Consider the following 23,991-nt stretch of genomic DNA (forward strand, 5'->3'; position numbering starts at 1 on the left):
GCAAAAGCGGGCCTTAGGAACGTGAAGGATCACACTGCTGACGACCCTGTCCGCCTTTGAGATTGCCGGGATCCTGCGGGTCGCACGGCGCGCAGCGGCCGCGGTTGCGGGGTGGCGAAGGTGAGGCGACTGGTCGACATCCGGCCGCGGCGCGGCGCGCGGTTGCTGCTAGGCGGGCTGCCGATCCTGATCCTGCTCGTCGTCTATCTGTTCGCGTCAGAGATGCGGCATGCCGCCAATTCCGCCGACAAGGTGCTGCCGACCTTTTCGGCGATGGGGCAGGCGATTCAGGGCTTCACCACCGATCGCGATCCCATGACCGGCCGCACCACGATCGTCGCGGATACGCTCGCCAGCCTCTATCGCCTCGGCCTCGGGCTCGGGATCGCGACCGTGACGGCGCTGCTGCTTGGCCTCCTGTTGGGGGTAGTGCCGCTGGCCCGCGCGCTTTTGGGCCCGGTGATCATGGTGATCGCCGTGATCCCGCCGATCGCGGTGCTGCCGATCCTGTTCATCGTGCTGGGCCTAGACGAAGCCTCCAAGATCGCGCTGATCGCGATCGGTATCGGGCCGTTCATGACGCGGGATCTGGCCGGCTTCGTCGCCGCTTTGCCCCGGGAGCAGTTCGCCAAAGCGCAAACGCTGGGCGCGAACAGCTGGCAATTGGCGCTGCGCGTTGCGCTGCCGCAACTGATGCCGCGGTTGATCGAAGCCGTGCGTCTGTCGATCGGGCCGGCCTGGGTGTTCCTGATCGCGGCCGAGGCCGTCGCCTCCGATGTCGGGCTGGGCTACCGCATCTTCCTCGTCCGCCGCTATTTCGCGATGGATATCATCCTGCCTTACGTCGCCTGGATTTCGCTGCTGGCGATCGCCGCCGACGCGCTCCTGCTCCTGATCAGCCGCAAGGGCTTTGCCTGGGCGCATGGGGACGGGCGATGAGCGCGCTGCTGGAGCTGCAGGACATCTGGGTCGAATATGGCGACAAGATCGTCCTCGAACGGCTGTCGATTGCCATCGCCGAGCGCAGCTTCGTCGCCGTCGTCGGTGCTTCGGGATCGGGCAAGAGCACCTTCCTTCGCCTGATCCTGGGCCAGGAAGCGCCGACCCGCGGGCAGGTGCTGCTCGGCGGCCAGCCGATGCGCGCCGAATGCGGGGCCGATCGCGGCGTCGTCTTTCAACGCTATTCGGTGTTCCCACACCTTACTGCGCTCGGCAACGTCATGTTCGGGCTGGAATGTGCCGGGGCGCCCTTCACCGGGCGGCTGTTCGGAGCGAGCCGACGGGCTGCGAAAGAGACGGCGATGGCGATGCTGGCGGCGGTCGGCCTCGAGCATAGCCTGCACGTCTATCCGGCGCAGATGTCGGGCGGGATGCAGCAGCGGCTGGCGATCGCGCAGGCGCTGGTCAAGCATCCGCGCATCTTGCTGCTCGATGAGCCGTTCGGCGCGCTCGATCCGGGCATCCGCCTCGATATGCACGAGCTGATTACCCGGCTGTGGCAGGAGCATGGGCTCACTATCGTCATGGTGACGCACGACATAAGCGAGGCGTTCAAGCTCGGCACGCGCGTGCTGGCCTTCGACAAGCGCCGCCACGATCCGCAAGCACCGCACCGCTTCGGCGCGACCGTCACCTACGATCTGCCGCTCGATCGCAAGACGTTTCCGCCGGCCGCGCTCGTCGAGGCGCTGGGCGATCCTGACCCACAGCCGAGTCTTCTGCAATGAATATTACCGCCGATCCCAAGGGCGCCCGCGCCCACGCCCGCGCCCAATCGGGCACCCAGACCGAGGCGATGCCGATGCTGCCCCCGACGGCGCCGGATGCCGATGGGGACATTCTCTGGGAGGAGACGGTCGCCCCTGCAGGTTATACGTCGCGGGGGATTATGCGCGGCACGCGGCTGCGGCTGATCGATCTGCGGGGCGATGCCTGCGCGTCGATGCTGCTGTTCAATGTCGACATGCCGACCGAACGGCTGAACGTCGCCGATACGCTGAAGGTGCAGTGGAACGGCTATCTCGGCGCCGGGCGCCTGCTGTTGTCGGACATGGGCCGGGTGATGATGAGCATCGTCGAGGACGGCGCGGGCACCCACGATGCCTTTTGTGGCGCTTCCAACGAGGCCTCCAACGCGCGCGCTTATGGGGACGGCGAGAATTACGGCGCGCACCCGAACGCCCGCGATCGGTTGATGTTGGGCGCCGCAAAGCACGGTTTGGGCCGCAAGGACGTCCATCCCTGCATCAACTGGTTCAAGGGCGTCCGCATCGGCGAGGATGGCGCGACGGCGCCGGAGATCGGGCCGTTCGCGGCGGGGCGCACGCTGCTGCTCCGTGCCGAGATGGATCTGATCGTAGTGCTCGCCAATTGCCCCCATGTCCTGGACACCCGCCCGGATTTCAGCGTCACGCCGCTGCGCGTGACGGCCTGGCGCGGCGATGCGGCGGCGGACGGCGACCCCATCCGCAACGCGACCCCGGAGGGCCTGCGCGCCTTCCTCAACACCGAAGACCTTTACCGGCGCTGATATGACCATGACCCACACCCCTCTTTCCGATCTGCCGGGCGGCATCCTCCACGACGAGGTGGTGCCCGCCCGCGCGCCCTGGACGCATCGCGTCAACACCGGCGAGACGCTCAGGATCATCGATCTTGAAGGCAATCAGGCGGTCGATTTCCTGATGTATTCCGCGGCCGACGATGCCGAACGCTACAGCGCGCAGGATACGATCGCCGCCCAGCGCAACATCTTCCTGCGGGAGGGCACGGTGCTGCTGTCCAACGAAGGGCGGCCGATGATGACGATCACCGGCACCAGCGTCGCCTATCACGATACGATCGGCGGGGCCTGCTCGTGCGAGAGCAATACGCTGCGTTACGGCCACCATACCAAGGCCCAGCACAGCTGCGTCGACAATTTCCTCGACGCCAACGTCCGCGCCGGGCGCGGCAAGCGCGACATGGTCTCCAACATCAATTTCTTCATGAACGTACCGGTCGAGCCCGATGGCACACTCGGCATCGTCGATGGCATTTCCGCGCCGGGCCTGACGGTCGACGTGCGGGCTGAGATGGACGTGATCGTCGTCGTCTCGAACTGCCCGCAAATCAACAACCCCTGCAACGGCTTCAATCCCACCCCGGTGCGCATGGTGGTGTCCGGCTGATGTTCACCAAGGTTCTTATCGCCAACCGCGGCGCGATCGCCTGCCGCATCATCCGCACACTGAAGGCGATGGGCGTGCAGTCCGTCGCGGTGTTCAGCGATGCCGATGCCGGTTCCGCGCATGTCGCGCAGGCCGATGAGGCGGTTCGCATCGGGCCTGCGCCGGCGGCGGAAAGCTATCTGAATGTCGAGGCGATTCTTGCCGCGGCGGAGGCGACCGGCGCGGAGGCGATCCATCCCGGCTATGGCTTCCTGTCCGAGAATACCGCCTTCGCCGAGGCGTGCGCCGCGCGCGGCATCACCTTCATCGGGCCGACGCCGGACAATATCCGTGCCTTCGGTCTCAAGCACACCGCGCGCGATCTGGCGGCGGCGCAGGGCGTCCCGCTTGCCCCCGGCACCGATCTGCTGACCGATGCCGCGGCAGCGATCGAGGCGGCGGCGCGGATCGGCTATCCGGTGATCCTCAAGGCGACCGCCGGCGGCGGCGGCATCGGCATGAAGGTCTGCGCAGACGAGTCCGATATCCGCGAGGGATTTGCAACCGTCGCCCGGCTCGGCGCGGGCAATTTCGGCGATGGCGGTGTTTTCCTCGAACGCTACGTCGCCCGTGCCCGCCATATCGAAGTGCAGGTGTTTGGCGACGGTGCTGGCCGCGTCGTGGCCCTTGGCGAGCGCGATTGCTCGCTGCAGCGGCGCAACCAGAAGGTGGTCGAGGAGACGCCCGCGCCCCTGCTGCCTGCCGCCACCCACCAGGCGCTGATCGACGCCGCCGTAAGACTGACCGCCGCTGCCAATTATCGCTCCGCCGGTACGGTTGAATTTCTTTACGACGCAGAGCGCGACGATTTCTTCTTCCTCGAGGTCAACACCCGCCTCCAAGTCGAGCATGGCGTGACCGAGCAGGTGACGGGCATCGATCTGGTTGAATGGATGGTGCGCGGCGCGGCGGGCGATTTCACCTTCCTCGACGGCTTCGAGGCGAAGCCGCAAGGTGCGTCGATCCAGGTAAGGCTCTATGCCGAGGATCCCGCGCAGGATTATCGGCCCAGCTCCGGCCGCCTCGTCGGCGTCTCCTTTCCCGAAGGGCCGCGGGTAGATAGCTGGATCGAAGCGGGGACCGAGGTTTCGGCCTGGTACGATCCGATGCTCGCCAAGCTGATCGTCACCGCGCCGACGCGCGATGCGGCGGTGGCGGCGATGCAGAAAGCGCTGGACGAGACGGTCATCGCCGGGATCGAGACCAATCTCGATTGGCTGCGCACGGTCGTCCGTTCGGAGGCGTTCACCAGCGGGCAGGTCTCGACTCGTGCGCTGGCGGAGATCGTCTACACCCCGCGCACGATCCGCGTGCTGGCGGGCGGCGCCTCGACCACGGTGCAGGATCATCCCGGCCGGCTCGGCCTGTGGGACGTCGGCGTGCCGCCGTCGGGGCCGATGGACGCTCTGGCCTTCCGCCTCGGCAACCGCCTGCTCGGCAATGCAGAGACGGCGGCGGGCCTGGAGATCACCGCCGCCGGGCCGACCTTGCTGTTCAATGCGCCGGCGCGCATCTGCCTGACCGGCGCGGATTTCGGCGCCACCCTGGATGGCGTGGCCGTCGCCTGCTATGCGCCAATCGATATCGCGGCGGGGCAGACGCTCAAGATCGGGCGGCTGACCGGCGCCGGCATGCGTGGTTATATCCTGATCGCAGGCGGGCTGGATGTCCCGCTCTACCTCGGCAGCCGCAGCGCCTTCACGCTCGGCGAGTTCGGCGGCCATGCCGGCCGCGCGGTGATGACCGGCGACACCCTGCACCTCGCCCGTGCCGCCGGGCTGCAGGACGCCGGCGCGCTTCTTCCCGCCGATCGTCCCGCGATCGTGCGCGAATGGACGCTCGATGTGCTCTATGGCCCGCATGGCGCGCCGGATTTCTTCACGGCGGACGATATCGCGATGCTGCGGTCCACGCAGTGGAAGGTCCACTACAACTCCAACCGCACCGGCGTCCGCCTGATCGGGCCGAAGCCGCAGTGGGCGCGCAAGGACGGCGGCGAGGCGGGGCTGCATCCCTCCAACATCCACGACAATGCCTATGCGATCGGCGCGGTGGATTTCACCGGCGATATGCCGATCATCCTCGGGCCGGACGGCCCCTCGCTCGGCGGTTTCGTCTGTCCGTTCGTGGTGGCGCAGGCGGACCTGTGGAAGGTCGGCCAGCTCGCGCCCGGCGATAGCGTGCGCTTCCAGCCCATCGACAATGCCGCCGCCGTCGCCGCCGAGCAGGCGCAGGATCGGCTGATCGCAACCCTATCGGGCGCTTCGCAGGCAGTGACGCGAGACCGCGGCGAAGACCTCGGCTCGCCGATCCTGCGGTCGATCGCCGCCCAAGGCCTGCGCCCGGCGGTGCTCTACCGCCAGCAGGGCGACCGCAACCTGCTCGTCGAATATGGCCCGATCGTCCTCGATCTCGAGCTGCGGCTGCGCATCCATGCGCTGATGCTGGAGATCGAAAGGATGGGCCTTCCCGGCATCATCGACGTGACCCCCGGCATCCGATCGCTGCAGGTCCACTACGACAGTCGGCAGCTCAGCCAGCAGGCGCTGCTGGACGCGCTCGTCGATGCGGAAGAGCGGCTCGGCGGCCTCGACGATTTCGAGATTTCCTCGCGCGTCGTCCACCTGCCGCTGTCCTGGAAAGACCCGGCGATCTACGAGACGATCGATAAATATATGGCCTCGGTACGCGATGACGCGCCCTGGTGCCCCGACAACATCGAGTTCATCCGCCGCGCGAACGGCCTCGACAGCATCGAGGACGTCGAACGGATCGTGTTCGATGCCGATTATCTGGTGATGGGGCTGGGTGACGTCTATCTCGGCGCCCCGGTGGCGACGCCGATCGATCCGCGCCACCGGCTGGTCACCACCAAATACAATCCCGCACGCACCTGGACGCCGCCCAATGTCGTCGGCATCGGCGGCGCCTATATGTGCATCTACGGCATGGAGGGGCCGGGCGGCTATCAGCTGTTCGGCCGCACCATCCAGGTGTGGAATGCCTGGCGCCAGACCGATGCCTTCCGCGACGGCAAGCCGTGGCTGCTGCGCTTCTTCGATCGCATCCGCTTCTTCCCGGTGAGCCACGAGGAGCTGACCGAGTGGCGCCGCGACTTCCCGCTCGGGCGGCGCTCGATCCGGATCGAGGAGGAGGTGTTCCGCCTCTCCGAATACCGCGCCTTCCTCGCCGCCAATGCGGATTCGATCGCCGATTTCCAGACGCGGCGTGAGGCGGCGTTCGCCGCGGAGCGGGCGGAGTGGGAGCGCAACGGCGAGTTCGATCGCGTTGCCGCGCTGACCCAGCAGGATGAGGGCGACGGGCCTGCCGCCGCCATCGATCTGCCCGATGGCTGCGAATTGGTCGAAGCCCCGTTCGGCGGGAGCATCTGGAAATTGCTCGTCAGCGAAGGCGCGCAGGTGGAGGCCGGCGAGACCATCGCGGTGATCGAAGCGATGAAGATGGAATCGCCTGTTGCCAGCCCGGTCAGCGGCACCGTGCGGCGCGTCTATGTGAAGGAGCGCCAGTCGATGAGCGCCGGCGGCGCCTTGCTGGCGGTGGAGGCTGCATGACCGACATGCTGTTCGATGCCGCCACGCTCGCCGCAGCGGTGGCGGGGCGCAAGATGAGCGCGGTCGCCGTCGCGCGCGAATCCCTCGATCGCATCCAGGCGTATGCGGCCGTTCAGCCCGCGGTGTGGATCGCGCGCGTCGCGGAAGAAAAGGTACTGTCGATGGCGGCGCGGGCCGATGCGCGGGTCGCCGCCGGAGAGCGCCTCCCGCTCGCCGGCGTGCCCTTCGCGATCAAGGACAATATCGATCTCGCAGGGATCGAGACCACGGCGGCGTGCCCCACCTTTGCGTACACGCCGTCGCGATCGGCGGAGGTGGTCGATCGGCTGATCGCGGCGGGCGCGATCCCGATCGGCAAGACCAATCTCGATCAATTCGCGACCGGGCTCAACGGCACGCGCAGCCCCTATGGCGCACCCGCCTGCGTGTTCAACCGCGCTTATGTCAGCGGCGGATCGAGCTCGGGATCCTCGGTTGCCGTAGCGGCGGGCCTAGTCGCTTTCGCGCTCGGCACCGATACGGCGGGGTCTGGTCGCGTGCCTGCCGCCTTCAACGGTCTGGTCGGCATGAAGCCCACCAAGGGGCGGTGGAGCACCACGGGTCTGGTGCCGGCATGCCGTTCGCTCGATTGCATCACCGTCCTCGCGCAAAGCATCGCCGATGCGCGGCTGATCGATCGCGTCGTCGCCGGTTTTGATCCCACGGATGCTTATTCCCGCCCCCGCGAGGAGCGCCCGCTCGCGGCGCGCAGCATCGGCGTGCCCCTGCCGCATCAGCGCCTCTTCCTCGGCGATGCTGCGGCGGAGCGGCTTTACGAACGCGCTCTGGAGACGCTCGCCGCTACGGGCGCGGACCTGGTCGAGGTCGATATCGAGCCGCTGCGCGAAGCCGCCGCGCTGCTTTACAACGGCCCCTGGGTCGCGGAGCGCACCGCCGCTACCGAGGCGCTGCTGGACGATCAACCCGAAGCCATCGATCCGGCCGTGCGCGAAATTCTGGAAGGCGGTCGATCGGTCAGCGGCGTGGATGTCTTCCGCGGGCAGTATCGGCTTGCCGAATTGCAGCGCATCGCCGATGCGATGTGGCAGAGCCTCGATCTGCTGGCGCTGCCGACGGCGCCGACCATTTACCGGATCGCCGAGATGCGTGCCGCGCCGATCGCGCTCAACAGCAATCTCGGCCTCTACACCAACTTCGTGAATCTGCTCGATATGGCAGCGCTGGCTCTGCCCGCCGGATGGCGGGACAATGGTACGGGCTTCGGCATCACCTTGATCGGGCCGGCCTGGACCGATGTCGCCTTGCTCGCCGCGGGCGAGGCTTATCTGGCGGCCGCACACATCCCGCCACAACCGGCCTTGGATATGGAGGGACGTATGGAAACCGTGAAACTCGCCGTCGTCGGTGCTCACCTCGAAGGAATGCCGCTGCACTGGCAGCTCAGCTCCCGCAAAGCGCGCCTGATCGAGGCGACCACCACCGCGCCGACCTATAAGCTCTTCGCCATGGCCAACAGCACGCCACCGAAACCGGCGCTGATCCACGTCGGGGCGGAAGGTGCGGCGATCGCGGTCGAGGTCTATGAGCTGGATGTCGCGGCATTCGGCAGCTTCGTCGTCGAGGTGCCGGCGCCGCTCGCCATCGGCTCCGTGACGTTGTCGGATGGCACGGTCGTCAAAGGCTTCGTCGCCGAACCACGCGCGATCGAGGGCGCGCGGGACATCACCGTATTGGGCGGCTGGCGCGCCTATATCGAAACGCTAGCCGCATGATCGCGACATCGTGCCCGCGCTCACGCCTGCCGTATCGCGGCCCCGGTCCGTGCGCCCGGTAACGCCGCATCCGGACCGTTTCGAAGCGGCTGCGCCCCGCGATGGCGCGGACGCGGCTGCCGACAATCGCGAGATCGCGCAGCTGAAGGCGGAGATCACCGAGCTTCAGCATGCCAAGGAAGCGGCCGAGGCCGCCAACGAGGCGAAGACGCGCTATCTCGTCTCGGTCAGCCACGAGATCCGATCGCCGCTGAACACGATCTACGGCTATGCCCAATTGCTCGAACGCGATGATACATTCCCGGGCGTGGAGGCGGGTGCCGTCATCCGCCGTTCGGCCGAGCATCTCACCAATCTTGTCGAAGGATTGTTGGAGATTTCGCGGATCGAGGGCGGCGTCATCCGCGTCCGATCCGATGACGTCGAGATCCGCCGGCTGCTCGGGCACATCGTCGAGATGTTCCATATGCAGGCCGCGTCCAAAGGGCTCGATCTGCGGCTGATCATCAAGGATCATCTCCCCGATTGCGTTCGAACCGACGAAAAGAAGCTTCGCCAGATCCTGATAAACCTCGTTTCCAATGCTGTGAAATATACGCCTGAAGGTAAAGTCACCATCACGGTCCGCTACCGCAGCCAGGTCGCCGACATCGATGTGAGCGATACCGGCATCGGCATTGCCGCCATAGACCTCGATCGGGTTTTCGAACCGTTCGAACGCGGCGGTTCGCAAGAGGCGCGGCTTCAGCCGGGGATCGGCCTGGGCCTATCGATAACGCGGGTTCTTGCGCAGGTGCTGGGCGGCGACATTGCGGTCACCAGCACGCCGAACGTGGGAAGCAGTTTCCGGCTGCGTGTGATGCTTCCGGCCGCGACCCGAGCGGTCAACGACGCCGCGAGCGGTGATCGCATCATCGGCTATCTCGGCCAGCGGCGCACCGCGCTGGTCATCGATGATGATGCTTCGCAGACCGTCATCCTGCACTCTCTCCTACGCCCTCTAGGCTTCACCGTTCACACGGCGGCGAACGGGTTGGATGGGCTTGCGCTGGCCGCGCGTCATCGGCCTGATATCGTCCTGCTCGATATCCAGATGCCGGGTATGAATGGCTGGGAGGTTGCGGAGCGGCTGCGCGCCGCCCACGGTACAGCGATCAGGATCGTGATGGCGTCTGCCAACGCGCACGAATTCCGTAGCGGCGGCGACGGTGACAGCAGCCATGATGCCTTCATCACCAAGCCGATCGACCTCGACGCGCTGGTGGCGCTCATCGGCGGCCAGTTGGACTTACAGTGGGAACGGGCGGAGCCAGTTGTCGCCCAGATGCAGGCCCAACCTTTGCTGCCCCTGCCAAGTGCAGCGGAGCCCTTCCTGCAAAGACTCAACCACCTGGCCAAAGTCGGCCACATCCGGGGTATTGCGGATGCGCTGGATGAATTTGGAACGACTATACCGGCCGCTGCGCCGATAATCGCTGTCTTGAAAGGTCACCTGAACGATCTCGATCTCCGCTCGTTTGCAAAGACGCTTGACGATGCAAAAATCTGATCATGGTGCCGCGCCGCGGCCGACCATTCTGGTTGTCGAAGATACCGCCGAATCTTTGCGATTTCTGACAACCATGCTCGAAAGCGCGGGAATGACCGTGCTGATCGCGGTCGACGGGCTCGCGGCCTTATCCCTGCTCCAACATGTGACGCCCGATCTTGTACTGATGGACGCGGTGATGCCCAATCTCGATGGGTTTGAAACCACCCGGCGGATCAAGAGCGACCCAGCGTTCCAGCACCTGCCGATCATCTTCATGACCGGGCTCAGCGAAACGGAAGATGTTGTCCGGGGCCTCAGTGCGGGCGCGATCGATTATGTGACGAAGCCCATCGTGCTCGATGAACTGCTGGCGCGCATCCGCGTGCATCTGGCCAGCGCGCGCGTTGCGCATGGCAGCCAGCTTGCGCTTGATACCAGTGGCCGGCCGGCGCTCGCGGTGAACGGCTCGGGGGATCTCGATTGGCTGACGCCGCTCGCCACGGACATGCTGGAGCGGCTTTTTCCCGGCTGGTCGGCGGCCTCCGGAACCCTCCCCAAGCCGTTGCACGCGGCCATTCGGGAACTGCAGGCTGGTGTACCGACACCCGGCACCAGCGCGACCGTGGAAAAGGGCGAAAGCTGTCTGGAGGCCGGCTTCCTGCGCTGCACCACCACCGGCCAATGGCTGTTCCGTCTCTCCGAACGCGGCGAGCGCGAGGAGCGGCGCCTGCTGGCGGCGCGCCATGGCCTCACCTCACGCGAGGCCGAAGTGCTGCTGTGGATCAGCCGGGGCAAGCAGAACCGCGATGTCAGCGAGATCCTGCACATCAGCCCGCGCACCGTGAACAAGCATCTCGAGCAGATTTTCGAGAAAATGGGCGTCGAAAATCGCGCGTCGGCCGCGGCGATCGCCGTCACCACCATGTCCCAATAGCCAGCGGATTCGATGGGGCAGGAGCGATCGGCGGCGATCCGCGCCGCTCTGCAGCGCGGGGAGGTTGAGCACGTCTATCGGAGCGCTGTGCAATGGCGCGCGGAGGCGCCGCACGCAGCCGAGGCGCATTTTCTGGTCGGTATCAGCGCGGCGATGCTCGGGCGGGTGGGCGAAGGCATCGCGTCGATCGAAGCTGCGATAGAGCGGGAAGGGCAGGGGGAATATCGCGCGCAACTCGCGCGGCTTTACACCCTAGTCCGGCGCGATGCCGATGCCGCAAAATCGCTGCGGGCGGCCGAAGCATCGCCGCCGTCCGATGCGCTGGGCCGCGATACGATGGGATGTGTTTATGCGCGGTTGGGAGATCATGCCGCTTCGCTGCCGCACTTCGCGGAGGCGATCCGGCTTGAACCTGCGAACAGCGCCTTCCGATACAATTACGCCGCCGCGCTGAGCTTTGTCGGCCGGCGGGAGGATGCGGAGCGGGAAATCGAGGCACTTATCGCCTTATCGCCCGGCGACGCCCGCGCGCACTATTTGCTCGCCGGCCTCCGCAAGCAAACCGCGGACAACAACCATGTCGATCGGCTTACCGCCGCGCGCCAGGCGGAGGCATCGCCACCCAATCGGTTGCTGCTGGGCTATGCCTTAGCCAAGGAAAAGGACGATCTCGGCGATCCGAAGGGCGCGTTTGCGGTGTTGGCCGAGGCGAACGCCGAACATCGCAGGACATTGCCTTACCGCTTTGAACAGGATGCGGCCGTCTTCGATGCGATTGAGACATATTGGACGGAGATTGCCGAAGAAGCGCCCGAGCGCGCTTCCTCAGCCGCGCCGATATTCGTCATAGGAATGCCGCGCACCGGCACGACCTTGGTCGATCGTATCCTGTCCTCGCATCCGGCTGTCGAAAGTGCCGGGGAGCTGCAGGCCTTTCCGCTCGCCACCAAATTCGCCAGCGGAACGCGGACCCGTACCGTGCTCGATCCCGAGACTGTGAAAGCCGTGGCTACCGCCGATTTGGTGGCGATCGGCCACGATTACCTTAAGCGCGCGGGACCGCATATCGCGGGCGCCAAGCCGCGCTTCGTCGACAAATTTCCCGGCAATTTCCATTATGTCGGGCTGATTGCTCGTGCATTGCCCCATGCCCGGATCGTCTGTCTCCGGCGCAATCCGCTGGACACCGTGCTGGCCAACTTCCGCAATCTGTTTGCAGTCAGCTCGCGCTATTACGATTATAGCTACGATCTGCTCGACATTGCCGCTTACTATCAGCGTTTTGACCAGCTGATGGCCCGGTGGGCCGCGCTTTTCCCCGGTCGTGTGCTCGAATTGCGCTATGAACAGCTGGTAGGCAGCCAGCGGGAGGAGACCGAACGGCTGCTCGCCCATTGCGGGCTGGAATGGGCCGATGCCTGCCTGGACTTCCACGCCAATGCCGCGCCCGTATCAACGCCAAGCGCGGCGCAGGTGCGGCGCCCTTTATATCGCGATGCCGTCGATCGCTGGCGCATCCACGCCGACGCACTGGAGCCCGCCCGTCGCTTTCTCGAACAGCACGGGATCGCGGTTGAATAGGCCGCCGATGGCTACGTCAAAGAGCGTATGGGGTGACAGGCCGGGCTGCGGGATGGTGCGAGGATGCAGTTCGCCCGCTTCTCTGCCCTCGGTATCGCCGTTGCTATGACCTTTCAGGCAGCCGCTATCGCGGACGCGCCGTCGTCGATCCATGCAGAAACCCATCTTAGCCGTTGCGGCGAGGGGGCGTGTCTCGTGGTAAGGGGGCATCGGTCGGATGCGACCGCGCCCGTGAGGCTGGCGGGCCATGAAGTCGCAGTTCAGGGCGCACATAGCTGGCGGGTCGCCGTGCCGTTGGAGACGGTCCAGGTCTGGTCTGCCCCCTTCGCACGCACGATCTCGGTACAGATCGGCGGCGCAGAGGGTGGAGAAGGGAAGGCCCGCCTGCCGATCGGGCTGCTCGGCCATATTGCCGATCTCGCCTTCCTGGACGTCAGCGCGTCGCATTAAACGCGCGCGATCATCGGCTCAGCGACTATCATTCCGCTCCCAAGGGGGGCGAGGGAGGATCATCATGTTTGGCGGGAAATTGCGGGCAGCTCTAGCGGTAAGCGCGGCGTTCATCCTCACGGCTACCGCAGCCTCCGCAGAGCCGGTCGTCCGGCAGATGTCGGACCTCAAGATTACCGCGACGATTCCGGTCGGCAAGCGTGCCGATTGGGTCGCCATTTCCCCGACCAGCGTCTGGATCGGCAGCAAAGAACCCAATGCGGTCAGCGAAATCGATCCGGCCACAAATCGTGTTGCGGCGACCGTGGTACTGCCCGGGGTGCCGTGCGCGGGATTGGCGATCAATGGTGACAGCCTTTGGGTGCCGCTCTGCGGCCCGGTCCCGTTGCTGGCGGAGGTCGATCTGAAAAAGCGATCGCTCGCGCGGTTGCTGATTGTCGGTCCGCCCGCCGGGGAAGGCGGTATTGCCGTCGGTGCCGGCAGCCTTTGGTTGGTTAAGGATAAGCTTGGTTCGCTGGTGCGGATCGATCCGGTCAGCGGTGCGATCCGCGCGACGATTGCTATCCCTCCGGGCTCCTACAACCCGGTTTTCGCCAAGGGACGCATTTTCGTGACGCGCTTCGACGGCGCCGAAGTAACGATCGTCGATACCGCGACCAGCAAGATCGTAGGTCAGGTTCCGACTGGGGCGCATCCCCGCTTCCTGACGGCGGGGGCCGGCGCGGTTTGGGCCTTGAGCCAGCAGGATGGCACACTCAGCCGCATCGATGCTGCGGGGGAAAAGCCCGCGGTTACGTTGCCGCTGCAAATCCCGGGCGCCGGGGGCGACGTGGCTTATGGCGCTGGCCGGGTTTGGACGACGCTGATGAAGACGCCGCTGACGGCGGTCGATGCCGGGACCTCGAAGATCCTGTGCCAATGGAAAGGACCCGGCGGTGACTCCCTCGGCGTCGGCCATGGTGCGGTCTGGCTCACCAACCTGGACGACGGAACGGTATCCCGCATCAATCTGAGCGATCTGCCCGCGGAGTGCGGCGGGGCTGATCCCAAGCCCTGACAGAAAGATCAGATTTGGGTGATGGCGATGGTTGCCCTGGGCAGCGTGCTCAAACCGTACCCTGATACGGGCGGTGCAAATCACTGGCGGTAACAACCGGCGCACCCGCCAAAGTCCTCATGAAAAGCCTTTTCACCAATACGTCTTCGAGGATCCGCCCGACGACATAAAGAATGGCGAAGAGCGACGCGAAGACGTAAGCGGCCGTCGGCGATGGCTTCCGGTTCCGCCCGGCGGCAGGCTTGTCCTTCCCATCCTTGGGCTTGTCAGGTTCAGGCGCGCCCAGGAACTTGTCGATCGGGTTCAGCGGCATGGCCATATCCTTGGCCAGCGTCTTCTTCGCCTTGGCTGCGGTGGCTTCGGCGGCTGGTTTGTCGGGCTTGTACAGGGCGATAGTGAGCTGGGCGAAGCCGATGAACAGCAGCGGCGCCAGAAAGCAGAACAGCAACGCCCGGCTGACCAGATGATACCGCATCACCGACCCGGCAATGCGATTTTCGACCCACAGGATACCGCTATCGAACACGGACATCTTATCCTGGGCCGCCTGGTCCTTCTTGGTGAAGGTCAGCGTATCGTTGCTCGTTTCGTGACGGGTGCCGCGCTCACGGAACAGCGGATCGATCTTGCGGAAGACGTCATTGCTCGATTGTCCGGGGGCGAGTGGCACGCTCCCCCGAACGTGCCAGATCCAGTCAATGAAACGCAGGTTCAAAATATTGCCTTTCGAGGGACGTCGGGGTGCCCCCGAGCGCCATTGCCGGAGCCGATCGGCGACGTTCGCGCTATTCTGCCGGAACCGCCGTTTGCCGGCCAAACCGCTCGCGGAGCGTTTTCCAGCCCTCGGTGAAGGGATAGGTCATCTGCTCGCGGATCGACATGCGGCGCCCGTTTTCCAGCCCCAGCAGCTCGGCCTCGCCATCAATGCAGGTGCCGAACATGCGATCGATGAAGATGTATGAATTGGAATAGTTGCTCCGCGTCGCCTCATAATCCTGCGAGTGATGCAGGCTGTGATGCTCGGTGGTGTTGAACAGGAAGCGCCACCATCTTGGCGAATTGAACCGGACATTGATGTGCTGGTAGATGCTGATCGTCATGCCGAGCGCACCGGCCAGCAGCGCGGCGCGCGGCAGGAAATCGAAGAAACCGCCGATGCCGAGCCCGATCAGGAACAGCTCTACCGGATTGCCGACAGCACCTTTGTTGATGTTCAGCTGGGTGATGTAATGATGAACAGAGTGGGGCAGCCACAGCGGATACCAATTGTGCATCCCGCGATGCATCCAATACTGGCCGAAATCAAAAATGAACGAGATCAGAAATGCCTGCAGCAGCAGCGGAAGGCCCAAAAACCACTTGAACTTATCCATATCGAAATGGTGCTGGATGGCTTTGATCGCGACATCGCTGCCGACATGATCGTCCACGATCCGGAGAATGGTATAGCCCAGCCCGACATAGAAGAGATCGGTGACCAGTTCCTTCCAGGTCAGCCGCCAGCTCGCGTAGCGCGGGTTCACCCATTCGAGCCCCAACAGCAGCACCTTGAAACCGATGCCGATGCCGATGGCTGTTGATGCCTTGGCGATGGAATTGGGCGCATAATAATAGAAAGCGAGCAGCCCGAAGAGCGCCGCCGGCTGAAACCAGGTGAAGATGAACTGCTTGACGGGGCCGCCCTGGACCTTGGGAATATTTTCCCAGCCCACCGTGACCGGCCCCTGCGTGCCGATCACTCTGTTGCCTACGCGAATTCCGTCCATTTTGCCACCGCGATACCGAGTTATGGCGTTAAAATGCCCTAAATTTCACATCGGCGTGATACGTCATCCGCCGTATAGGCCCACCTCCGAGGCAAGAGCCTATTCCGGACATACCGCTTATGTCTCGGTTTGACTAGGTGATCGCACCTTTGGGAACGGCGGTGCATGATTGATGATTACCGCTCATGGCGTAATGCCGCCGCTGGCGCTGTACCTTGGCGCAGCCGGGGTTTAGACGGAGCTGATCCGGTAACGGATTCTCGCGCTGGAGACCAAGATGTCCGTAAACGAGTCCGGCGATTTCAAGCTGACGCGCCGCGCCGTGCTAGCGGCGGGTGGAGCGTCGGCGGCGGTCACCGTCATGCCGGCCGAAGCGGAGCCGGTGCCTGCACCGAAGCCCGCGACGCTGCCGCTCTCGGTCACGGTGAACGGCAAGCGCCGTGACCTGACGCTCGACACCCGCACCACCTTGCTCGACACACTGCGCGAGCATCTCGGTCTGACCGGCACCAAGAAGGGCTGCGATCATGGCCAGTGCGGCGCCTGCACCGTCATCGTCAACGGCACGCGGATCAATTCCTGCCTGAGCCTGGCGGCGCAGCACCACGGCGACGAGGTGACCACAATCGAAGGTCTTGGCACGCCCGATAATCTGCATCCGATGCAGGCGGCCTTCATCAAGCATGACGGCTATCAGTGCGGTTATTGCACGCCTGGGCAGATCTGCTCGGCGGTGTCGGTGCTCCGGGAGATCAAGGCGGGCGTGCCAAGCCACGTACAGGCGGACATCACCGCGGCGCCCACTGCGACCAACATCGAGATGCGCGAGCGGATGAGCGGCAACATCTGCCGCTGCGGCGCTTACTCCAATATCGCCGAGGCGATGGCCGAAGTCGCGGAGGCCCGGGCATGAAGAGCTTCACCTACGAGCGCGCCAAGACCCCCCGCGATGCCGCCGCGGCGGTCGCGCGCACGCCAGGCGCCAAATTTCTGGCCGGCGGCACCAACCTGCTCGATCTGATGAAGCTGGAGATCGAGACGCCGACGCATCTGGTCGACGTGCAGGATCTGAAGCTCGATCGGATCGAGCCGACCCGCGACGGCGGCCTGCGCATCGGCGCGTTCGTCACCAACACGCATCTCGCTGCCGACGAGCGCGTGCGGCGCGATTATGGCGTGCTCACCCGCGCGATCGTTGCGGGTGCGTCCGGGCAGTTGCGCAACAAGGCGACGACGGCGGGTAATCTGCTTCAGCGCACGCGCTGCCCCTACTTTTATGATCCCAACATGCCCTGCAACAAGCGCAAGCCAGGATCGGGATGTGGCGCGTTCGGCGGCTTCAACCGCAATCATTCGGTGATCGGCGGCAGCTCCTTGTGCATTTGCGCATTCCCGAGCGACATGGCGGTGGCTATGCGGGTGCTGGACGCGACCGTGGAGACGGTAAGAGCGGACGGCAGCGCCCGGAGCATTCCGATCGCCGATTTCCACCGCCTGCCCGGCTCCCAACTGCCGGTCGGCGAATTCGCGCTCGAGCCAGGTGAGCTGATCGTCGCGGTCACGCTGCCGAAGCCGATCGGTGGCAGGCATTTCTACCAGAAGGTCCGTGATCGCTCGTCTTATGCCTTTGCGCTGGTCTCGGTCGCGGCGGTGATCCAGCGCGATGGCACGGGCCGCGTGGCGTTTGGCGGCGTCGCACCCAAGCCCTGGCGGGTCGAGGCCGCGGAAGCCGCACTGCCGCAAGGCGCGGCGGCGGTGACGGCTGCGGCGTTCGCGGGGGCAGCACCAAGACCCGATAATGCATTCAAGCTTCCGCTCGCCACGCGCGCGCTCGCGTCGGTGATTGCGCAAGCCAAGGCTGAGGCGGCATGAAGTTCGATACTCCAGCGGGCCAGAACCCCATCGATCAGCTCAAGGTCGTCGGCCGCCCCACAAGCCGTGTCGATGGCCCGCGCAAGACTACCGGGACGGCGCCTTATGCCTATGAGCGCCATAACGTCGCCCCGAACCAGGCCTATGGCTATATCCTCGGCGCGGGCGTGGCCAAGGGCCGCATCGTCCGCATGGACATCAGCGAGGCCAAGGCGGCGCCGGGCGTCGTTGCGGTTGTGACGACACTTGATTTCCCCGCGCCGTTGCCGCTCGGCTTGGCCAACATCGCGCATCTGTTCGGCGGCGCGGAGGTCGCGCATTACCATCAGGCGATCGCGGTGGTCGTGGCAGAGACGTTCGAGCAGGCGCGTGCCGCCTCCACGCTGATCCACACCGAATATGCCCGCGCGCCGGGCAAGTTCGATCTTGCCAAGGAGGCGCCCGACGCCCCGCTCGCGGGCGGCAGCAGGGGCGGGGGATCGGGCACGCCACCGATCGACCGGATCGGTGACTTTGCAGGGGCGTTCGCCGTGGCGCCGGTCAAGATCGACCGCACCTACACCACACCCGGCGAGAGCCACGCGATGATGGAGCCGTTCGCGACCATCGCGGCCTGGGAAGGCGACAAGCTGACGCTCTGGACCTCCAACCAGATGATCGCATGGAGCAAATCCTCGCTGGCCAAAATCCTGTCCGTAAGACCTGAGAATATCCGGCTCGATTCGCCGTTTATCGGTGGCGGTTTCGGCGGCAAATTGTTCGTCCGTGCTGATGCGGTTTGCGCCGCGCTTGCTGCCAAGACGGCGCGGCGGCCGGTGAAAATCGCGATGCAGCGCCCATTGATGATCAACAATGCGACGCACCGCCCCGCGACCATCCAGCGCGTCCAGCTCGGAGCAAACCAGGACGGCCGGCTGACCGCGATCGCCCACGCATCGACCAGCGGCAATCTGCCCGACGGCGAACCCGAAACCGCGGTGTCGCAGACCAAGCTGTTCTACGCGGCGCCGAACCGTGAGACCTATATGAAGCTCGCGCGCATGGATCTGCCCGAAGGCAATGCGATGCGCGCGCCAGGCGAAGCGCCGGGGCTGATGGCGCTGGAAATGGCGATGGACGAACTCGCCGAAGCGCTGAACATGGATCCGGTGGAGCTGCGTGTCGTCAACGATACGCAATTCGATCCCGAGAAACCGAACCGCCCCTTTTCCGAGCGGCATTTTGTCGAATGTCTGCGCACCGGCGCCGAAAAATTCGGCTGGTCGCGGCGCAATCCCAAACCGGGCTTGGTGCGCGACGGCAAATGGCTGGTCGGCATGGGCATGGCCGGAGGCTTTCGGAACAACATCCTCACCAAATCGGCTGCGCGCATCCGACTGGAAAAGGGCGGTCGGCTCACGGTCGAGACCGATATGACCGATATCGGCACGGGCACCTACACGATCCTGGCGCAGACCGCGGCCGAGATGATGGGTGTCGGCCTGGATGCGGTGACCGTGGTGCTGGGCGACAGCGATTTTCCTGCCTCGGCGGGTTCCGGCGGTCAGTGGGGCGCGAATAACTCCACCGCCGGGCTTTATGCGGCCTGCCTCAAGCTGCGCGAGGCGATCGCGCAGCGGCTTGGGTTCAACCCTACCGATACGATCTTTTCCGATGGGAAGGTGACGGCGGGCGGTCACAGCGTTCCGCTCGCCGACGCGGCGCGCGGTGGAGCGCTGGTGGGTGAGGATGGTTTCGATCCCACCGACATGAGCAAGCGCTGGCAGCAATCCACCTTCGCGGCGCACTTCGTTGAGGTCGCGGTGGATAGTTATACCGGCGAGACGCGGATCCGCCGCATGCTGGCGGTGTGCGACGCGGGGCGCATCCTCAATCCCAAGGCGGCGCGCAGCCAGGTGATCGGCGCGATGACGATGGGCGCGGGCGCCGCGCTGATGGAGGAACTGGCCGTCGACACCCGCTTCGGCCTGTTCATAAACCACGATCTCGCGGGTTACGAAGTGCCCGTCCACGCCGACATCCCGCACCAAGATGTCATCTTCCTCGACCATCCCGACGACAAATCCTCACCGATGAAGGCGAAGGGTGTCGGCGAGCTTGGGCTTTGCGGCGTGGGCGCGGCGATCGCCAACGCCATCTACAATGCCACGGGCGTGCGCGTGCGCGACTATCCGATCACGCTCGACAAGCATCTCGATAAGCTGCCTGCCATTGCCTGATATGCAGACGGCTTCTTAGCCCGGCAAGGCAAGCGGGCGGGCCTTCGATGCGCGGAGCCATTGCGAGACGTCCGCCGTCAGAAGTTCCGCCGTCCGTGCGACAAGGCGGCGGAGGCCGTCGAAGGACGCGGCCTCGTCGATCGCGATCCGACGGACTTGGGCGAGGCGTTCGGCGAGTATTTCATTGCGTTCGACGACGCCCGCGAAATCACCCTGCATGCGGATGCCATAGATTGCGGCGCCGATCGCGGGCAGCGCCGCGCTGATTACGGTGACACCGAGCGGCAGGCGGTGCGCCAGGCCAGCCATCCGATCCGGCAGCAGCGCGCCCAATCCCTCGATCAGCAGGACCGCGATGCACAGCAGCGCCGTGACCGCAAAGAGGACGGCGCCCAACCGGTGTAGCCGGTGCTCGAGACGATGCATGCGCGCCGCTTCGCGGCCGAGATAGGCCATTTGATCGTCCAGCAGATCGATGAAGCGCGCATAGGTCGCCGCGAGATAGGCGGTATCGACCCGCGCCGACGGAAGGCCAAGTCTGCGGGCGATCATGATCGTGCCCGCGCGCGCACTTTCCCCTGCCACGCCATGCAACAGCAAATCCCCCAGCCTGGCAGAAAGCGCCAGACAGCGGAGCTGCTCGGCAAGCTGCCGCCGGTCGAGCCAGAGCTGATGCCAGCCCGCGCGGGACGCAGTGTGCGTGATCGTCAGGATACTCGCGATCGCGGTGAATTCCCCCAGCACCAGCAGCGGCTTAAGATGGACCGGTATCAGCAGACCGAGCAGCGACAGGATCACCGCTAGCGCGGCCAGCGCGAAATTGCTCACGAAGGCACCGCGGAATTGCTGCGCAGCATGCGTGGCCGCACAATCCGCCTCATCGAAATAGGGTAGCAGCGTGTGATTGATCCGGGCATCGATTGATCCCGGGTCCGCTATAGATGCGGGGCGCGGCGGTGGCTTCGGCTTCCTGAAGTCTGCGGCGCGCGGGCGTCGCACGCCGGCGGCTGCCAGCAGCAGAGGATAAGCCAGCGCGTAGGCCCGCCGCCCCGCTTCCAACCATCCGCGCCTGCTGTGATCGGGGGGAGGTGCTTCGGCGAGCATGATTGTCGAGAAAAGCCGGGGCAGATCCTGAACGGTACCGCGCGCGACCGTTTCCACCGATTCCGGCCCAAGCTCGTGCGCATTGAGGCCCCGCCACAACAATTGCGGAGGCCGGGGACTTTCAGGATCGAGCACCAACACGGGAATGCTCGTTGCGATCGCCTCCTCAATGATCTGGGCCGTGCCGCCGCGGCCGCGAACGGGTTCGCCATCCCAGATCGCCAGCAGCAGATCACTTTGCGCGAGGACGATGCGGCCGGCGCGCTCATAGGCGCTGGACGACCCGCCGGACTCGTCGCGGGCGCCGGGAAGTTCGAATACGTCCGTGGAGACAGCGAGGAGTCGGTGCAGTTTCGCCGCCTCGGCCTGATCGAAATCGCGCTCATAGATTTCGCGCGCGAACGGCAGCACGGTATCGACCTGCCATCCGCGCGCCAAGGCCACATCGGCCATGATGGTGTCGGCGCCCTCCGCCAGACTTCCTACGAGACGAAAACATGCCCCGTGTGCCGCGCGTTCTATCGCAACCAGCACGCCGTCGACCTGCGCCGCGAGGACGCTTTGGTCGATCGTGCCGAGGCGCTCCGCCCTGTGCCCGGTAACGCCGACGGCGATCGGCGCCGGAACATTGGCCGGTACGTCGCTCACGCTGTTCGGCATTCTGCGTCCATCCGGCCCTCCCTCGCGGTTCCTTAGCACTTGTCTGACGCCGTGCTATAGCAAGCGGCGGGCGGCACCGGGTGGGCATGGGCGATATCTTCATTTCCTATAAGGCGGAGGATCGCGCACGGGTCCGCCCGCTCGTCGATGTGCTGATCGCCGATGGCTTTTCGGTCTGGTGGGATGCGCAGATCGAGGGTGGCGCATCGTGGCGTCAATCCATTCAGGAGAGGCTCGATAGTGCAAAGTGCGTGATCGTCGTCTGGAGCGAACGGTCGGTCACGGCTGCCGGCCACTTCGTCCATGATGAGGCCAGCCGGGCCCAGCGGCGCGGACTCTATCTGCCGGTGCGGATCGATCCGGTAGAGCCCCCGATCGGCTTCGGGGAAGCCCAGGCGATAGACCTTATTCGTTGGAAGGGTGGTCGCGCCGATCCGCGATACCAGCATATCGCCGACTGCGTTCGGACCATGATCGAGAACGGACCACGGGCCGCGGCGCTCCTTCCTCTGGGCTATGCGCGCCATCCATCGCGGCGCATACTGATCATGGGCGGTGGTGCGGCGACGTTTGCCGCTGCCGCGGCCGCGGGCGGCTGGGTCTGGTATCGGAGAGGAGCGGCACCTTCGTCCAACAGTATCGCTGTCCTGCCTTTTGAAAATCTCAGCGGGGATCCAGCTCAGACCTATTTTTCCGACGGCATCTCGGAAGAATTGCGCGATACTCTGACCTCTATTCCGAGCCTGCGGGTCGTCGCGCGTACCTCGTCGGACATGTTTCGCAATAGCCGGGACGCCGCGACGATCGCCGCCCGCCTGGGTGTGGCCTATGTTCTCGATGGCAGCGTCAGGCGGGGCGCCGATCTCATCCGCATCAGCGCACAAATGACCGAAGCCGCCACCGGCATTGAGCGATGGTCGCAATCCTATGACCGTGCACCCGGCGATGCTTTGTCGATTCAAAGTGACATCGCCAACCGGGTTGCGGAAGCGTTGCAGATTGCGCTTGGAACGGCCGGTGCGGCGAAACTGGAGACTGGCGGCACGCGCAACCCCCAGGCGCATGACGCCTATCTCAAGGGCGTGCAGTTGCTCGATCAGGTCGGCGCAGAGGCGGACTACCGCGTTGCGATCGCGCAGTTCGACCAGGCGATCGCCGTCGATCCGAGCTATGCGCGGGCCTATGCCGCACGCGCGCAGGCCATAGCGCGAATGGCGAGCAGCTTCAGCAGCGCGGCAGCCGCCACCGCTCAATATGCTGATGCACAAGCTTCGGCGCGGCACGCGATCAGCCTGGCGCCTGACCTTGCCCAGGCACATCTCGCCGCCGGTTATGTGCAGGTCACGCAGCTCCATGTCGCGGCGGCGCAGCCCTATTACGAACGCGCCTATGCGCTCGGCGCGGGAGATAGCGGCATCCTGTCGGTATATGCTGCCTTTATGTCCCGGATCGGTCGCGACGCGGCTGCCGTCGCGGCCGCCGAACGCGCAGTGTCGCTCGATCCGCTCAATCCGCTTGCCTTCGCTCTGAAGGCCGCGGCTTTGGGCGGGGCAGGGCGTTTTCCTGAATCGCTTGCCGCTTACCGCGCCGCCTTGAAGCTGAACCCGCAGGCCAGTTTTCTTCACGGCAATTCCGGAACGATCCTTTATCTGATCGGCAAAACCGACGAAGCGGCGCAGGAATTCGCGCAGGAGCCTGTCGGCTGGGCGCGCGCGACGGGGGAAGGGATCGTCGCCGCACGCAGAAAGGACGGCGCGGCGCTCACGCGCGCACTGGATTTCCTCAAAACCGACGGCGGGGACGATTTTCAGATCGCAGAGGTGCTGGCGCAAAGCGGCGACCATCCCGGGGCGCTCGACGCGCTGGAACGCGCATGGGTGGCGCGCGACGGCGGTCTGGTTTCTCTCAGGGCCGATCCGTTGCTTGTGCCGCTGCGTTCGGACCCGCGCTATCAGCGCCTGCTCAGCAAGCTGGGCTTTGCTTGATTGCATTGGACAACGGCACGAAACTGTTGTTTCTTGCGGGTGCGTAACGACTTCATCGAAGGGCACGACATCATGAAAATGCGCATCATCATCGCCGCTGCTCTCGGAGCAACGCTCGCCTTAGGCGGCTGCAGCAAGACCGAGAACACCAACGTGTCGGTCAACGAGACCACGCTGACGGGTGACAATTTGTCCGATACAAACGACCTTGCGGGCAATGTCGATAATATGAGCGATGGCGGCGATTCCCAGAAGAACGATCCGACCCATCCCTAAAGG

19 protein-coding genes are annotated in these 23,991 nt (G+C 65.1%); 16 read left to right on the forward strand and 3 right to left on the reverse strand.

Features of this window, described 5'->3' with window-relative positions; genetic code table 11:
* Window positions 1–120 precede the first annotated feature (120 nt).
* From FHS31_RS01270 to FHS31_RS01320, 11 genes are all read left to right on the forward strand, one after another.
* On the forward strand, window positions 121–939 hold the full coding sequence (locus tag FHS31_RS01270; protein WP_167071247.1) for an ABC transporter permease subunit: 819 nt from the start codon (window positions 121–123) through the stop codon (window positions 937–939).
* On the forward strand, window positions 936–1,727 hold the full coding sequence (locus FHS31_RS01275) for an ABC transporter ATP-binding protein (protein ID WP_167071249.1): 792 nt from the start codon (window positions 936–938) through the stop codon (window positions 1,725–1,727). Before FHS31_RS01270 ends, FHS31_RS01275 begins: the two co-directional genes overlap by 4 nt.
* Window positions 1,724–2,530 (forward strand): urea amidolyase associated protein UAAP1, encoded by an 807-nt coding sequence (locus FHS31_RS01280; RefSeq protein ID WP_167071250.1) that lies wholly within the window; start codon window positions 1,724–1,726, stop codon window positions 2,528–2,530. Before FHS31_RS01275 ends, FHS31_RS01280 begins: the two co-directional genes overlap by 4 nt.
* 7 nt (window positions 2,531–2,537) lie before the next feature.
* On the forward strand, window positions 2,538–3,170 hold the full coding sequence (locus tag FHS31_RS01285; RefSeq protein ID WP_167072015.1) for an urea amidolyase associated protein UAAP2: 633 nt from the start codon (window positions 2,538–2,540) through the stop codon (window positions 3,168–3,170).
* Window positions 3,170–6,781: an urea carboxylase gene (gene uca / locus FHS31_RS01290; protein ID WP_167071252.1), complete on the forward strand. Its 3,612-nt coding sequence runs from the start codon at window positions 3,170–3,172 to the stop codon at window positions 6,779–6,781. The genes FHS31_RS01285 and uca overlap by 1 nt, the downstream gene beginning before the upstream one ends.
* A complete protein-coding gene (atzF, locus tag FHS31_RS01295) occupies window positions 6,778–8,553 on the forward strand; it encodes an allophanate hydrolase (protein ID WP_167071254.1) in 1,776 nt (591 codons plus the stop codon). Before uca ends, atzF begins: the two co-directional genes overlap by 4 nt.
* Before the next feature lie 10 nt (window positions 8,554–8,563).
* Window positions 8,564–10,102 carry an ATP-binding response regulator gene (locus FHS31_RS01300; protein WP_341786256.1) on the forward strand — a complete coding sequence of 513 codons (1,539 nt, stop codon included), beginning with the start codon at window positions 8,564–8,566 and terminating at the stop codon, window positions 10,100–10,102.
* Window positions 10,089–11,018, forward strand: coding sequence for a response regulator transcription factor (locus FHS31_RS01305; RefSeq protein WP_167071256.1), 930 nt, complete (start codon window positions 10,089–10,091; stop codon window positions 11,016–11,018). Before FHS31_RS01300 ends, FHS31_RS01305 begins: the two co-directional genes overlap by 14 nt.
* A 12-nt stretch (window positions 11,019–11,030) precedes the next feature.
* Window positions 11,031–12,599, forward strand: a complete 1,569-nt coding sequence (locus tag FHS31_RS01310) for a tetratricopeptide repeat-containing sulfotransferase family protein (RefSeq protein WP_167071258.1) — start codon at window positions 11,031–11,033, stop codon at window positions 12,597–12,599.
* A gap of 231 nt (window positions 12,600–12,830) precedes the next feature.
* Complete coding sequence (locus FHS31_RS01315; RefSeq protein WP_167071260.1) at window positions 12,831–13,049, forward strand: hypothetical protein; 219 nt, start codon at window positions 12,831–12,833, stop codon at window positions 13,047–13,049.
* A gap of 79 nt (window positions 13,050–13,128) precedes the next feature.
* Entirely contained in the window at window positions 13,129–14,106 is a 978-nt protein-coding gene (locus FHS31_RS01320) for an NHL repeat-containing protein (protein ID WP_167071261.1), read from the forward strand.
* 49 nt (window positions 14,107–14,155) lie between these two features.
* Here FHS31_RS01320 and FHS31_RS01325 read toward each other — a convergent pair whose 3' ends face one another.
* Window positions 14,156–14,776 (reverse strand): hypothetical protein, encoded by a 621-nt coding sequence (locus tag FHS31_RS01325; RefSeq protein ID WP_341786257.1) that lies wholly within the window; start codon window positions 14,774–14,776, stop codon window positions 14,156–14,158.
* Between the two features lie 115 nt (window positions 14,777–14,891).
* Complete coding sequence (locus FHS31_RS01330) at window positions 14,892–15,872, reverse strand: sterol desaturase family protein (protein WP_167071265.1); 981 nt, start codon at window positions 15,870–15,872, stop codon at window positions 14,892–14,894.
* A gap of 277 nt (window positions 15,873–16,149) precedes the next feature.
* Between FHS31_RS01330 and paoA the strand changes: the two genes are divergently transcribed.
* Genes paoA through paoC form a run of 3 tightly spaced genes read left to right on the forward strand, consistent with a single transcriptional unit; the run spans window position 16,150 to window position 19,963 of the window.
* On the forward strand, window positions 16,150–16,785 hold the full coding sequence (gene paoA, locus FHS31_RS01335) for an aldehyde dehydrogenase iron-sulfur subunit PaoA (RefSeq protein WP_167071267.1): 636 nt from the start codon (window positions 16,150–16,152) through the stop codon (window positions 16,783–16,785).
* A complete protein-coding gene (locus FHS31_RS01340) occupies window positions 16,782–17,744 on the forward strand; it encodes an FAD binding domain-containing protein (RefSeq protein WP_167071269.1) in 963 nt (320 codons plus the stop codon). Before paoA ends, FHS31_RS01340 begins: the two co-directional genes overlap by 4 nt.
* Window positions 17,741–19,963: an aldehyde oxidoreductase molybdenum-binding subunit PaoC gene (gene paoC / locus FHS31_RS01345; RefSeq protein WP_167071271.1), complete on the forward strand. Its 2,223-nt coding sequence runs from the start codon at window positions 17,741–17,743 to the stop codon at window positions 19,961–19,963. Before FHS31_RS01340 ends, paoC begins: the two co-directional genes overlap by 4 nt.
* A 15-nt stretch (window positions 19,964–19,978) precedes the next feature.
* On the opposite strand, the gene FHS31_RS01350 is transcribed toward paoC, so the two are convergent.
* Window positions 19,979–21,715 carry a hypothetical protein gene (locus FHS31_RS01350; RefSeq protein ID WP_167071274.1) on the reverse strand — a complete coding sequence of 579 codons (1,737 nt, stop codon included), beginning with the start codon at window positions 21,713–21,715 and terminating at the stop codon, window positions 19,979–19,981.
* A 98-nt stretch (window positions 21,716–21,813) separates the two neighbouring features.
* Between FHS31_RS01350 and FHS31_RS01355 the strand changes: the two genes are divergently transcribed.
* Both FHS31_RS01355 and FHS31_RS01360 read left to right on the forward strand, forming a co-directional pair.
* Window positions 21,814–23,712: a TIR domain-containing protein gene (locus FHS31_RS01355; protein WP_167071276.1), complete on the forward strand. Its 1,899-nt coding sequence runs from the start codon at window positions 21,814–21,816 to the stop codon at window positions 23,710–23,712.
* Window positions 23,713–23,784: 72 nt separating this feature from the next.
* Window positions 23,785–23,988 (forward strand): hypothetical protein, encoded by a 204-nt coding sequence (locus FHS31_RS01360; protein ID WP_167071277.1) that lies wholly within the window; start codon window positions 23,785–23,787, stop codon window positions 23,986–23,988.
* Window positions 23,989–23,991 lie beyond the last annotated feature (3 nt).

Origin of the sequence: Sphingomonas vulcanisoli, from assembly GCF_011761305.1 — a bacterium.
Classification (GTDB): Bacteria; Pseudomonadota; Alphaproteobacteria; order Sphingomonadales; family Sphingomonadaceae; genus Sphingomonas_I; species Sphingomonas_I vulcanisoli.

Coding starts and splice junctions, on each gene's coding strand:
- FHS31_RS01275 (WP_167071249.1), top strand. CDS start 936: ATGAGCGCGCTGCTGGAGCTGCAGGACATCTGGGTCGAATATGGCGAC.
- FHS31_RS01280 (WP_167071250.1), top strand. CDS start 1,724: ATGAATATTACCGCCGATCCCAAGGGCGCCCGCGCCCACGCCCGCGCC.
- FHS31_RS01285 (WP_167072015.1), top strand. CDS start 2,538: ATGACCCACACCCCTCTTTCCGATCTGCCGGGCGGCATCCTCCACGAC.
- uca (WP_167071252.1), top strand. CDS start 3,170: ATGTTCACCAAGGTTCTTATCGCCAACCGCGGCGCGATCGCCTGCCGC.
- atzF (WP_167071254.1), top strand. CDS start 6,778: ATGACCGACATGCTGTTCGATGCCGCCACGCTCGCCGCAGCGGTGGCG.
- FHS31_RS01305 (WP_167071256.1), top strand. CDS start 10,089: ATGCAAAAATCTGATCATGGTGCCGCGCCGCGGCCGACCATTCTGGTT.
- FHS31_RS01310 (WP_167071258.1), top strand. CDS start 11,031: ATGGGGCAGGAGCGATCGGCGGCGATCCGCGCCGCTCTGCAGCGCGGG.
- FHS31_RS01330 (WP_167071265.1), bottom strand. CDS start 15,872: ATGGACGGAATTCGCGTAGGCAACAGAGTGATCGGCACGCAGGGGCCG.
- paoA (WP_167071267.1), top strand. CDS start 16,150: ATGTCCGTAAACGAGTCCGGCGATTTCAAGCTGACGCGCCGCGCCGTG.
- FHS31_RS01340 (WP_167071269.1), top strand. CDS start 16,782: ATGAAGAGCTTCACCTACGAGCGCGCCAAGACCCCCCGCGATGCCGCC.
- paoC (WP_167071271.1), top strand. CDS start 17,741: ATGAAGTTCGATACTCCAGCGGGCCAGAACCCCATCGATCAGCTCAAG.
- FHS31_RS01355 (WP_167071276.1), top strand. CDS start 21,814: ATGGGCGATATCTTCATTTCCTATAAGGCGGAGGATCGCGCACGGGTC.
- FHS31_RS01360 (WP_167071277.1), top strand. CDS start 23,785: ATGAAAATGCGCATCATCATCGCCGCTGCTCTCGGAGCAACGCTCGCC.